Origin of the sequence: Nitrospirillum bahiense, from assembly GCF_007828025.1 — a bacterium.
GTDB classification, from domain to species: Bacteria; Pseudomonadota; Alphaproteobacteria; order Azospirillales; family Azospirillaceae; genus Nitrospirillum; species Nitrospirillum amazonense.
The window spans coordinates 26,130-38,772 of record NZ_VITO01000020.1 but is presented as its reverse complement, the minus strand read 5'-3'; the positions used below and the strand labels follow the sequence as shown (position 1 = coordinate 38,772).

Genomic DNA, 12,643 nt, shown 5'->3' with positions numbered 1-12,643 from the left:
CCTATTCTAAGCCAAGGCGCGCAGGATGGCGCGGACGGGGGCGGCGTCGGCGTGGGCCAGATTCAGGGGCAGGGCGATCAGCTCGTAATCCCCCGCCGGCACCTCGTCCAGCACCAGCCCCTCCAGGATGGCCATGCCGTTGCGGCGCACGGCGTTGTGGGCCAGCAGGTCCTTGGAGGTCTCCGGGTCCAGGGATGGGGCGTCCACCCCGATCAAGCGCACACCATGGGCGGCCATCAGGTCGATGGTGGCGGCATCCAGGGCGCGGAAGTCGCTGACCCAGCGGTCGTGCGGGAAGCGCCGGTAAGTGCGCAGCAGGATGCGCGGCGGCGCGCCGGCCAGACTGTCCGCTACCTCCGCCGGCATGACCGGCCCATCGCCATCCATCACGTGGATAAGACGGCAGGGCCCCAGGTATGGCGCCAGGTCGACGGTGCCGATGGGCAGGCCGGCGGCGTCATAGTGCAGGGGGGCGTCGGCGTGGGTCCCGGTGTGGGTGGACAGGGTCAACCGGCTGACATTGACCGGGCACCCCGGCCCCAGGGCCCACACGCGTTCTTCCTGATAGGCGGTGTCGCCGGGCCACACCGGGATGCCGGCGCGGATGGGCTGGGTGATGTCCCAGATGCGGGTCATAGCGCCGTCCTCACGGAAAGCAGTTCGGGGAAGAAGCTGAGGCTCAGCGCCTTGACCAGGTAGCTGACGCCGCCGGTGCCGCCGGTGCCGGGCTTGAAGCCGATGATGCGCTCCACCGTCTTCATGTGGCTGAAGCGCCATTGCTGGAAACGGTATTCCAGATCCACCAGCTTTTCCGCCAGGTCGTACAGCTCCCAATGCCGGTGTGGGTCCTGGTAGACCGCCAGCCAGGCGGCCTGCACCCGGGCATCCGGCTCGTAGGGCTGGGCGAAGTCACGCTCCAGCTTCTCTTGCGGGATGTCGAACCCCCGGCGGGCCAGCAGGCGCAGGGCCTCGTCATACAGGCTGGGGGCGTTCAGGCTCTCTTCCAATGCCGCGAAGATGGCCGGCTCGCCCTGGTGCACCGTCATCATGCCGGCGTTCTTGTTGCCCAGCAGGAATTCCAAGTGGCGATATTGATAGGACTGGAAGCCGCTGCTCTGTCCCAGATGGGGGCGGATCAGGCTGTAATCCGCCGGTGTCATGGTGGACAGCACCTCCCACGACTGGATCAGCTGCGCCTGGATGCGGCTGACGCGGGCGATCATCTTCAGGGCCGGCCCCAGGTCATCCGCCTGGATCTGGCGCAAGGCCGCCCGCAGCTCATGCAGGGACAGCTTCATCCACAGCTCGGACGCCTGGTGGATGATGATGAACAGCAGTTCGTCATGCTCGCCGGACCGGGGATGCTGGGCGGCCAGCAGCTGTTCCAGCCCCAGGTAGCTGCCATAGCTCATGGGCGGGGCGGTGTGCAGCCCCTCCCCGGACAGGTCGACAGCGGCGGTATGGGGACGGGCGATCTTGGTCACGTCACGGCTCCACGGGTCTGATAGACGGCATCCTGCCAGGCGCCGCTGTCCATGATGTCCTTCAGGTGGGCCGCCGCGTCATAAACGTCGACATAGCGCACATAGAGCGGGGCGAAGCCGAAGCGGATCACATCCGGGGCGCGGAAGTCGCCGATGACCCCCCGGGCGATCAGCGCCTGCATGATGGCGTAGCCCTCGGGATGGCCGAAGCTGACCTGGCTGCCCCGGGCCTGGGCGTCGCGGGGGGAATGCAGGATGAACTGACCCGGGCAGGACTCCTCAACCAGCCGGATGAACAGGTCGCCCAGCGCCATGGACTTGGCGCGCACCGCGCGGCGATCGGCGCGGGCCATGATACCGACGCCAATCTCCAGGGCGGCCATGCCCAGGATGGGGGGCGTGCCGCAGAGCATGCGCTCGATACCGGGGGCCGGCGCATAGTCGTCGCCGAAGGCAAAGGGCGCCGCGTGGCCCATCCAGCCGGAAAGGGGGGAGCGCAGCTGCGCCTGGTGGCGCCGGGCGGCGTACAGGAAGGCCGGCGCCCCGGGGCCGCCGTTCAGGTATTTGTAGCCGCAGCCGACGGCCAGGTCGGCGCCCGCCGCGTTCAGGTCCACATCGATGGCGCCGGCGCTGTGCGACAGGTCCCACAGGGCCAATGCCCCGGCGGCATGGGCCTTGGCCGTCAGCCGGGCCATGTCGTGGATGCGGCCCGTCTTGTAATGCACTTGGGTCAGCAGCAGCAGGGCCGTATCCGCGTCCAGCGCCTGCTCGATGCGGTCAGGCTGCACCACCCGCAGCTCGACCCGGCCGCCCAGCAGGTCGCGCACGCCCTGCAGGATATAGAAATCGGTGGGGAAGTTGCCCGGCTCCGTCACGATCACCCGGCGGCCGGGCCGCAGGGCCAGGGCGGCCGTCGCCAGCTTGAACAGATTGACGGAGGTGGAGTCCGCCGCGATGACCTCATCCGCCTCCGCGCCGATGAGGGAGGCGATGCCGGCGCCGACGCGCTGGGGCAGAGTGATCCAGCCGGCGGTGTTCCAGCCACGGATGAGTTCACCTCCCCATTCGCGCGCCACCACATCGGCCAGGCGCTGCCGCGTGGCCTTGGGCAGGGCGCCCAGCGAATTCCCGTCCAGGTAGATGACGCCGTCGGCGATCTCGAACGCGTCACGGAATTCGGCCAGCGGATCGTCGCGATCCAGCGCTGCGCAGGCGGCACGGTCCAAGGGCATGTCCCGAGGTCTCCTTGAGGTTTCCCTATCCCCGATCATACCGCCCCCGAAGGGGAACATTGTTACGAAGATGCTTGTGTTGGCGAAGTGTTAAGAACATCGTTCTGCAAAATCGACGAATGGAAGAATGACTATGGATGCGATCGATCAGCGCCTGCTGACTATCCTGGAAACCAACGGCCGCGCGTCCTTCGCTCAGATCGCCGAGACGGTGGGCCTGTCCAAGACGCCGTGCTGGAACCGCGTGCAGGCCCTGGAGGACGGTGGGGTGATCACCGGATATCGGGCGGAGCTTGACCGGTCACGCGTGGGGCTGCCGCTGCTGGCCTTCGTGGACGTGGCCATCGACCTGGGGCGCCACCAGGCGTTTGAGGAGGCCATCGCCCAGGTCCCCGCCGTGCTGGAATGCCATACCACCGCCGGGCCGTTCGATTACGTCCTGCGGGTGGCGCTGCGCGACGTCGAGGCGCTGGACCAACTGCTGCGGACAGAATTGTCGCGCCTGCCGGGCGTCAAGACTTTCTCCACCCGCATTTGCCTGAAGACGGTCTTCCAGGCGCGTCCGCTGATGGCCGCGTTGGGCACCCAGCCGTAAGGGCGGCGGCCCAGGCGGCCCGCCGTTCCGGAACCTTCTCCCGTCGCGGCGGATTGTGGGCCGTGATCCCCGGAGTCACGCCGGTGGACGTCGCCCCTAGTGGAGGCTGTGGCCGCCATGGACTATATCTCCCTGTTTTTCGCCGGGGTCTTCCTGTGCAACGGCGTTCCCCATCTGGTTGCCGGCCTGCACGGACGGCCGTTCCCCACGCCCTTCGCCAAGCCGCCCGCCGCCGGCGACAGCCCGCCCCTGGTGAACTTCCTGTGGGGCTTCGCCAACATCATCGCCGGCCTGTTGCTTTGGTCGGTGCGCCCGGTCATGGCGGTGCTGACGCTCGATTTCGCGGTGCTGGCGCTGGGCGCGCTGCTGACGGGCGTCTGGCTGACCCTGCACTTCGCCAAGGTCCAGGCCGGGAAGTCCTCTCCATGAGCCCAGCCTGGGGCCGGCGCTTGTCTGTCGCGACGGCGGTGCTGATTGCGGTGTTCGGCCTTTATCTCCTGATCGGTGGTGCCTGGCTGATCCTCCTGCGCGGCAGCCCGTACTACGCCATCGCCGGCATCACCCTGTTGGCGATCGCCGCCCTGCTGTGGCGCCGCCGGGCGGCGGCCTTGTGGCTGTATGCCGCCCTGGTGCTGGCCACCATGGCCTGGGCGGTGTGGGAGGCGGGCTTCGATTTCTGGGCCCTGGCCCCGCGCGGCGACGTGTTGGTCCCCCTCGGCGTCTGGCTGATGTTGCCCTTCATCACCCGCGGGCTGTCGCCGGCGGCCAGTGGAGTGGGCAAGGGTGGGGCGGGCAGGGGACCGGTGCTGGTGCTGGGCGGCGTACTGGCGCTGGCCGTGGTGGTGGTTGGCGTCGCCCTGGCGCATGATCGGCACGCCATCCAGGGAACGGTGCGGCCTATGGGGCTTGAGGCGCCTGCCCCCGACCAGGCAGCGACCGACTGGCCGGCCTATGGCGGCAGCGGCAGGGGCGACCGCTATTCCGACCTGGCCCAGATCACCCCCGGGAACGTCGGGCGCCTCAAGCTGGCCTGGCAGTTCCGCACCGGCGACCTGCCGGGCCCAAACGACCCCGGCGAGATCACCACCGAGGTGACGCCCCTGAAGGTGGGCGACCTGCTTTACACCTGCTCCCCGCACCAGATCGTCTTCGCCCTGGACGCCGCCACGGGGGCGCTGCGCTGGAAGTTCGATCCGCAGGTCCAGCGCAATCCGGGCTTCCAGCACATGACCTGCCGCGGCGTGGCCTTCCACCGCACGCGGCCCGGGGCCACCACGGCGGACGGTACGCCGGCACCCGCCGAATGTCCCACCCGCATCTACCTGCCCACCGATGACGGCCGGCTGTTCGCCCTGGACGGGGAAACTGGCAGGCCCTGCGACGGCTTCGGCGACCATGGCCAGATCGATCTGAAGCGCGGCAGCGCGGTGAAGCAGGTGGGCTTCTACCAGGGCACCTCCCCGCCGGCCGTGACGGACAAGGTGCTGATCATGGGCGGCGCCGTCATCGACAACTACTCCGGCAAGGTGCCGTCGGGCGTCATCCGGGGCTTCGATGTCTACAGCGGCCGGTTGCTCTGGGCCTTCGACGCCGGCAACCCCGACCCGAACGAGATGCCGTCGGCCACCCATCATTTCACCGCCGGCAGCCCCAACTCCTGGATCGTGTCGGCGGTGGACGAGGGGCTGGGCCTGGTCTATGTGCCGCTGGGATCGTCCTCCCCCGACATCTGGGGCGGCAACCGCACGCCGGCGCAGGAACGCTATGACAGCGCCCTGGTGGCGCTGGATATCGCCACGGGCAAGCTGCGCTGGTCCTACCAGAATGTGCACCACGACGTCTGGGACATGGACGTCCCGGCCCAGCCCAGCCTGGTGGACGTGGCGACGCCGGCCGGATCCGTGCCGGCGATCTATGTCCCGGCCAAGACCGGTAACATCTTCGTGCTGGACCGCCGGGACGGGCACCCGATCGTGCCAGCGCCCGAGGTGCCGGTACCCCAGGGGGCCGCCCCCGGCGACCGGCTGTCCCCGACACAGCCTGCCTCGCAACTGAGCTTCCGCCCCCGGGACAAGCTGACCGGCGCGCAGATGTGGGGCGGCACGATGTTCGACCAGCTGGCCTGCCGCATCCTGTTCAAACGCCTGCGCTATGACGGGCCGTTCACCCCGCCATCCGTGCGGGGCACGCTGGTTTTCCCAGGTGACCTCGGCATGTTCGAATGGGGCGGCATCGCCATCGACCCGCGGCGGCAGGTGGCCATCGCCAACCCCATGTCCATCCCCTTCGTCTCCCGCCTGGTGCCGCGCGGCACGGATAACCCGGCAGCGCCCAACGGCCAGCATCCGCCGGGAACGGAACTGGGCGTGCAGCCCATGTACGGCACGCCCTTCGGCGCCAACCTGGGTGTTTTCCTGTCGCCCCTGGGCATCCCCTGCCTGCAGCCGCCGTGGGGTGAGCTGGCGGCCATCGACCTGCGCACCAACACCGTGGTGTGGCGCCACCGCGTGGGCACCATCCGCGACATGGCGCCCGTGCCGATACCGCTGGAACTGGGGGTGCCCATGCTGGGCGGGCCGCTGGTGACGGCGGGCGGGGTGGTGTTCCTGACCTCCACCATGGACTATGCCATCCGGGCCTTCGATGTGACGGATGGCCGGTTGCTGTGGCAGGACCGGCTGCCCGCCGGGGGCCAGTCCACCCCCATGTCCTACGAGCAAGGCGGGCGGCAATACATCGTCACCGTGGACGGCGGACACGGCTCCTTCGGCACCAAGATCGGCGACTATGTGCGGGCCTATACCCTCGGTGATTGAGGCGCCGGCAATGGGCATAGTTCCTTTGTCATTCTTGCGCGGCACAGCCCGGGCTGCGTTCTTCACAGGGCCCGGGGCGATGGTTCCCGGGGCGCGGTTGTCCATGGTTTCAATGATTTATGACCGCTCTGGTGGAAGGTTGGACTGATCGGCCGGCGTGATGAGGCAAAGGGCGTTGGAGGGGCATGTGGAGTTGCAAACCGATCCGCCGATCGTCGGCATCGGGGCGTCGGCAGGCGGGGTGAAGGCGCTGCAGGCCTTATTCGAGGCACTGCCCGACGAACCCAACGCCGCCTTCGTCGTCGTGATCCATCTGAATCCCGAACGGCGTAGCGAACTGGCCAAGATCCTGGCCACCCGCACCCGCATGCCTGTCTCGCAGGTCACCGACCGGGTGCACCTGCGCAACAACCACGTCTATGTCATCGCCCCGGACAGCGCACTCAACATCGCCGACCACATGATCTCGGCCCTGTCGTTTGACGAGCCGCGGGCCAAGCGGGCGCCCATCGATCTGTTCTTCCGGTCGCTGGCGGCGCAGCACAGCGACGGCTTCGCCATCATCCTGACGGGTGCCGGGGCGGATGGTGCCGTGGGCGTGAGGGCCATCAAGGAGGTGGGCGGCATCGTTCTGGTGCAGGACCCGGACGAGGCGGAATTCGCCTCCATGCCCCGCAACGCCATCGCCACCGACGCCGCCGACTTCGTCCTGCCCGTGCGCGACCTGGCCCGGCAGCTGACGGAATTGTTGCGGAACCGGAAGGACGGCGAGGTGCTGACCGCGCCGGACGACGACGAGAATATGATGCGCCGCATCCTGGCTCATGTGCGGGTGCGCGTGGGCCATGATTTCAGCCAATACAAACGTGCCACCATCGCCCGGCGCATCATCCGGCGCATGCAGGTCACGCAACAGGAAACGCTAAGCCAGTACCACACCTACCTGCGGGAGCATGCGGACGAGGCCCACGCCCTGTTCACCGACTTCCTGATCTCGGTCACCACCTTCTTCCGTGACAAGCGGGCCTTCGATCAGCTGGCGGCTATGGTGGTTCCCCAGTTGTTCGAAGGGAAGGAGGCGGCCAACACCATCCGCATCTGGGTCCCCGCCTGCGCCACGGGTGAGGAAGCCTACACCATCGGCATCCTCTTGCTGGAGGAGGCGGCGCGACGCGACGTGCGGCCTGAAATCCAGGTCTTCGGGTCCGACCTGGACGCCGATGCGCTGGTCGTAGCCCGCGAGGGGTGCTTTCCCCTGACCATCGAGCAGGACGTGCCCGAGGAGCATCTGCGCCGCTATTTTCAGCGCGAGGGCGACCATTACCGGGTGCGTCGGGAACTGCGCGATACGGTCATGTTCGCCAGCCACAGCATCCTGCGCGACCCGCCCTTCGCCCGGGTGGACATGGTGTCCTGCCGCAACCTGCTGATCTACCTGGACCGGGAACTGCAGCACCAGGTCTGCACCACCTTCCACTACGCGCTGAACCCCGGCGGCTTCCTGTTCCTGGGCGCGTCGGAGAACGCCGACAGTCCACCCGGCCTGTTTCGGGCCCTGGACCGCGACGCGCGCATCTACCGCATGATCCCCAATACCGGGGAAAGGCGGATGGCCCTGCCCATCATGCCCAGCGCCCACCATGCGGCACCCAGCCGTGGCGCGCCCGCGCACCGGCCCCTGGGGCCGGGCGGCGACGTAGCCCTGCACCGCCAGATGCTGGAACGCGTGGCGCCGCCCAGCATGCTGGTGGATGAGACGCACCGCGCCATCCACCTGTCGGAAACCGCCGGCCGGTTCCTGCAGCCCTCGGGCGGGCCCGTCACCACGGTGGCCACCGATATGGTCCGGCCCGAATTGCGCTTCGACCTCGAAGCGGCGTTGCACCGCGCCTTCGACCGGAAGGAGGCGACGCTGACCCGGCCGCTGGTGGTGAAGTTTGAAGGCCAGCCCCAGCGGGTCTATCTGCAGGTCAAACCAGTTCTTGAGGAAGGCGACCCCAGCCGCTACGCCCTGGTGCTGTTCATCGAGGGCGAGACGGTGCGGGCGGACGGCGACGGAGACGAGGGCGGCCAGAACCGCGAGCCGACCAACGAGACCATCCGCCAGTTGCAGGAGGAGTTGCAGCTGGCGCAAAACCGCCTGAGGGCGACGCGGGAGGAATCGGAGGCGACGAACGAGGAGTTGCGGGCCGCCAACGAGGAACTGCAGTCCATCAACGAGGAGTACCGGTCTACCTCGGAGGAGCTGGAGACCAGCAAGGAGGAGCTGCAATCCACCAATGAGGAGCTGCAGACCGTCAACAATGAACTGAAGCAGAAGCTGGCCAGCGTGTCCCGCGCGCACAGCGATCTGCAAAACCTCATGGCGGCGGCGGACTTCGGCACCCTGTTCCTGGACCCCTCCCTGCGCATCAAGCGCTTCACGCCCCGCGTGACGGAGCTGTTCAACATCACCGCCACCGACGCCGGCCGGCCCATCACCGACTTCACCCACCAGCTGGATTATGACCGGCTGGCGGACCACGCCCACGCCGTGCTGCGGGAGTTGACGCTGCTGGAGCATGAGGTGCAGAGCCGTGGCGGCGGCTGGTACCTGGTCCGCATCCGGCCCTATCGCACGGTGGATGACCGCATCGACGGCGTGGTGGTGACCTTCTTCGACATCACCGAGCGTCGCCGGGTCGAAGAGGCCCTGCGCGACAGCGAGGCGCGGCTGAAGCAGGAGATGCGCCTGGTCGAATTCTCACGCGCGCCTATTTTCGTCTGGGAATTCGACGACGGCATCGTCCAGTGGAACCGGGGCAGCGAGGAATTGTACGGCTACTCCCGGGAAGAGGCGAAGGGCCAGGACGTGGCCGAACTGCTGCGGTCGACGCTGGAGGACGGCAGCTTCGACAGTGTGCGCGAAGCCCTGTCGGAAAAAGGCGCCTGGAGCGGCGAGTTGCGGCACACCACCAAGGACGGCCGGGTACTGACCGTTGAAAGCCAGATCGAGATGATCAGCGTCGGCGGCCGGCGGCTGGTGCTGGAAAGCACGCGCGATGTCACCGACCGGAAGAAATGGGAACGGCGCCAGCGCCTGCTGCTGGGCGAACTGCGCCATCGCGTGGGCAATACACTGGCCGTGGTGCAGTCACTGGCCCGCCAGACCCTGCGCACGGCCGGGTCCAGCGAGCGCTTCGTCGACCTGTTCGAAGGCCGCCTGACCGCGCTGGCCCGGGCGCATACCCTGCTGGTCGATTGCCAATGGGAAGGGGCGGAATTGATAGCCCTGGCCCGCATCCAGCTGGCGGCCTACATCAGCGCCGATCCGCAACGCCTGCGGCTGGAGGGCGCCCACGTCCTGCTGCCGCCCCACCTGGCAACCCCCTTTGGCCTGGTGTTGCACGAACTGGCCACCAACGCCGCCAAGTACGGCGCCCTTTCCGTCGCCGGCGGGCGGGTGGAACTGGCGTGGACCCAAGTGACCCGCGAGGGCCGGCCCTTCCTGACGGTGACCTGGCGGGAATTCGACGGCCCCGCCGTCGTTCCGCCGGAACATCACGGCTTCGGCGGAGTTTTGATTGAACGTGGTATGCCCGGGGCCACCGTGACCCGGCTTTTCGAACCCACGGGCCTGGTGTGCACCATGGAAATCGACCTTGAGGAGGAAGAGCAGGATGGGGACGACAGCTGATCCCGAGCTGCCGCTGGCCGGCACGTGCATCCTGGTCGCGGATGACGAGGTGATGATCGCCATCAACCTGGAGGAGACCTTCCGGGATGCGGGTGCCGATATCCTCAGCGCCGCCACCGTGCCGCAGGCAATCGTCGCCGCCCGCAATCCCCGCCTGACCGCCGCCATCCTGGACGTGCGCCTGGGGCGTGAAACGTCCGAAGCTGTGGCCGACATCCTGACCGAGCGGGGCATTCCCTTCTTCTTCTACAGCGGTCAGATGCTGTCGCCGAGCATGCAGGCCAAATATCCCGGCGTCCCGGTGCTGACCAAGCCGGTGCGGCAGGACGCCTTCATGGCGACCATGCTGGCCCTGGTGGCGGGGCAGAGGGCACTGGCCTGACCGGAACCGTCCCGCCCGCGTAAATTTCGGGCCATAAGCGGAACCCCGCCGTGCCGTCCGGATTGATCCCGCACTCGGGGAACCACCCTCGCTTCAAGCCCGCGGCGCCGGAGAGGTCTTCCCGTTCAATCCGTGATCGACATGGAAGGGATACCTCATGAAAGCGCTGACCTGGCACGGCAAGGGTGATGTTCGATGCGAGCATGTTCCCGATCCGACGATTGAGCATGCACGCGACTGCATCATCAAGGTGACGGCCTGTGCCATCTGCGGCTCGGACGTGCATCTTTACGACGGCATTATTCCCTCCATGGAAAGCGGCGACGTGCTGGGCCACGAGACCATGGGCGAGGTGGTCGAGGTCGGCAGCGGCGTCAGCAACTTGAAGGTCGGCGACCGGGTGGTGGTGCCCTTTACCATCTCCTGCGGCGAATGCTTCTTCTGCAAGCGCGGCTATTACTCCGCCTGCGAGCGTTCCAACCCCGACAAGGCCAAGGCGACCAAGCTGTGGGGCAACTCCCCAGCGGGACTGTTCGGTTATTCGCATCTGCTGGGCGGCTACAGCGGCGGCCAGGCGGAGTACCTGCGCGTTCCCTACGCGGATGTCGGCCCCCTGAAGGTTCCGGGCGGCCTGACGGATGAGCAGGCGCTGTTCCTGTCCGACATCTTCCCCACCGGCTACATGGCCGCCGACTTCTGCAACATCCAGCCGGGCGACACCATCGCCATCTGGGGCTGTGGCCCGGTGGGCCAGATGGCCATCCGCAGCGCCTACCTGCTGGGGGCGGAGCGGGTCATCGCCATCGATCATGTGCCGGAGCGGCTGGAACTGGCCCGGCAGGGCGGCGCCATAACCCTGGATTTCAAGGAAGAAGACATCTACGACCGCATCATGGACCTGACCCAGGGCCGGGGCGCCGACGCCTGTATCGACGCCGTGGGGACGGAACCCGACATCGGCAGCGGCTTCGACGCCGTGGTCGACCGCATCAAGGTCGCGACCTTCATGGGAACGGACCGGCCTCACGTGTTGCGCCAGGCCATCATGTGCTGCCGGAACTTCGGCACCGTCTCCATCGTCGGCGTCTATGGCGGCCTGCTGGACAAGATCCCCATGGGTTCCGCCATCAACCGGGGCCTGACCTTCCGCATGGCCCAGACGCCGGTCCAGCGCTACCTGCCCCATCTCCTACGGCGCATCGAGGAGGGGGAGATCGATCCCTCCTTCGTCATCACCCACCGCGCATCGCTGGAGGAGGGGCCGGAGCTCTACAAGACCTTCCGCGACAAGCAGGACGGCTGCATCAAGGTCGTGATGAAGCCCTGACCGCCCATAAGCCAATCCCCCAAGAAACCATTCCCCAAGAAGGAGAAACGCCATGGCTGCTTCCCGCGCGCCCATGCGCCTGTTGGCCGTCGTCACCGGTGCCTCGACCGGCATCGGCTATGAACTCACCAAGCTGTGCGCCCAGAACGGCTTCGACCTGGTGGTCGCCGCCGATGAACCCGAAATCCATGACGCCGCCGACACCTTCCGTGCGCTGGGCGCGCACGTCGAGGCGGTGCAGGCCGATCTGGCCACCCTGGACGGCGTCGATACGCTTTATGCCACTATCCAGGCCCAGGGCCGGCCGGTGGACGCCCTGTTCGCCAATGCCGGCCGGGGCCTGGGCAAGGGCTTCCTGGATCAGAACTTCATCAAGGCCAAGCGGGTGATCGATACCAACGTCACCGGTACCGTGTACCTGATCCACCGGGTAGGCCGCGACATGCGGGCGCTGAATTCCGGTCGCATCCTCATCACCGGATCCATCGCCGGCTTCATCCCGGGCAGCTACCAGGCCGTCTACAACGCCAGCAAGGCCTTCCTGGACAACTTTGCCTACGCCTTGCGCAATGAGCTGGAGGGCACGGGCGTCACCGTCTCCTGTCTCATGCCCGGGCCGACGGACACCGATTTCTTCCGCCGCGCCGAGTTGCTGGATACCGAGGTCGGCACGGCCAAGAAGGACGATCCGGCCAAGGTTGCCCGCGACGGCTTCGACGCCCTGATGAAGGGTGAAGCCGACGTGGTCAGCGGCTGGAAGAACAAGCTGCAGGCGACCCTGGCCAACATCATGCCGGCGGAAATGCTGGCGGACCAGCACCGTGGCATGGCCGCGCCCGGAACAGCCCACAAGCACTGACCCGTCGCTCAACGCGTCAGGTAGTCCAGCGCCAGATAGCCCAGCAGGATCAGCAGCCAGAAGGCGGCCCCCAGCGCCATGATGCGCATGAGGCCGCCTTCACGGCGTAGCTGCATATAGACCCAGGCGATCAGCGCCGCCTTGGCGGATGCGATGCCCAGGCTGGCCACCAAGCTGGGCGTGCCGGTCAGCACCAGGCTGGCGCCTACGGTCAGGCCCAGCAGGGTCAGCAAGGCGGCCCAGACGGCGATCAGGGGGGCCACGACCTTCAT

At 67.5% G+C, this 12,643-nt stretch carries 11 protein-coding genes; 7 read left to right on the top strand and 4 right to left on the bottom strand.

Annotation, left to right across the window (positions count from 1 at the left end; translation table 11 throughout):
- Window positions 1–6: 6 nt before the first annotated feature.
- From kynB to kynU, 3 genes are read right to left on the bottom strand one after another with little or no spacing between them, the layout of a single operon-like run.
- On the bottom strand, window positions 7–636 hold the full coding sequence (gene kynB / locus FBZ88_RS23435; RefSeq protein ID WP_145619515.1) for an arylformamidase: 630 nt from the start codon (window positions 634–636) through the stop codon (window positions 7–9).
- Entirely contained in the window at window positions 633–1,484 is an 852-nt protein-coding gene (gene kynA, locus FBZ88_RS23430) for a tryptophan 2,3-dioxygenase (RefSeq protein ID WP_246138822.1), read from the bottom strand. Before kynA ends, kynB begins: the two co-directional genes overlap by 4 nt.
- Window positions 1,481–2,716 (bottom strand): kynureninase, encoded by a 1,236-nt coding sequence (kynU, locus tag FBZ88_RS23425; protein ID WP_145619514.1) that lies wholly within the window; start codon window positions 2,714–2,716, stop codon window positions 1,481–1,483. The genes kynA and kynU overlap by 4 nt, the downstream gene beginning before the upstream one ends.
- Before the next feature lie 133 nt (window positions 2,717–2,849).
- Between kynU and FBZ88_RS23420 the strand changes: the two genes are divergently transcribed.
- The 7 genes from FBZ88_RS23420 (at window position 2,850) to FBZ88_RS23390 (ending at window position 12,371) form a co-directional block, all read left to right on the top strand.
- Window positions 2,850–3,311 (top strand): Lrp/AsnC family transcriptional regulator, encoded by a 462-nt coding sequence (locus FBZ88_RS23420; RefSeq protein ID WP_145619513.1) that lies wholly within the window; start codon window positions 2,850–2,852, stop codon window positions 3,309–3,311.
- Between the two features lie 117 nt (window positions 3,312–3,428).
- Window positions 3,429–3,740 (top strand): hypothetical protein, encoded by a 312-nt coding sequence (locus FBZ88_RS23415; protein ID WP_145619512.1) that lies wholly within the window; start codon window positions 3,429–3,431, stop codon window positions 3,738–3,740.
- Window positions 3,737–6,127, top strand: a complete 2,391-nt coding sequence (locus FBZ88_RS23410; RefSeq protein WP_145619511.1) for a membrane-bound PQQ-dependent dehydrogenase, glucose/quinate/shikimate family — start codon at window positions 3,737–3,739, stop codon at window positions 6,125–6,127. Before FBZ88_RS23415 ends, FBZ88_RS23410 begins: the two co-directional genes overlap by 4 nt.
- Window positions 6,128–6,314: 187 nt before the next feature.
- The gene (locus tag FBZ88_RS31410) at window positions 6,315–9,803 is read left to right on the top strand and encodes a chemotaxis protein CheB (protein WP_145619510.1); all 3,489 of its coding nucleotides are present in this window, start codon (window positions 6,315–6,317) and stop codon (window positions 9,801–9,803) included.
- The gene (locus FBZ88_RS23400; protein ID WP_145619509.1) at window positions 9,787–10,185 is read left to right on the top strand and encodes a response regulator; all 399 of its coding nucleotides are present in this window, start codon (window positions 9,787–9,789) and stop codon (window positions 10,183–10,185) included. The genes FBZ88_RS31410 and FBZ88_RS23400 overlap by 17 nt, the downstream gene beginning before the upstream one ends.
- A gap of 157 nt (window positions 10,186–10,342) precedes the next feature.
- The gene (locus FBZ88_RS23395; RefSeq protein ID WP_145619508.1) at window positions 10,343–11,512 is read left to right on the top strand and encodes a zinc-dependent alcohol dehydrogenase; all 1,170 of its coding nucleotides are present in this window, start codon (window positions 10,343–10,345) and stop codon (window positions 11,510–11,512) included.
- Window positions 11,513–11,564: 52 nt separating this feature from the next.
- Window positions 11,565–12,371 carry an SDR family NAD(P)-dependent oxidoreductase gene (locus FBZ88_RS23390; protein ID WP_246138821.1) on the top strand — a complete coding sequence of 269 codons (807 nt, stop codon included), beginning with the start codon at window positions 11,565–11,567 and terminating at the stop codon, window positions 12,369–12,371.
- Window positions 12,372–12,379: 8 nt separating this feature from the next.
- On the opposite strand, the gene FBZ88_RS23385 is transcribed toward FBZ88_RS23390, so the two are convergent.
- Window positions 12,380–12,643 carry a cytochrome C oxidase subunit IV family protein gene (locus FBZ88_RS23385; protein ID WP_145619507.1) on the bottom strand — a complete coding sequence of 88 codons (264 nt, stop codon included), beginning with the start codon at window positions 12,641–12,643 and terminating at the stop codon, window positions 12,380–12,382.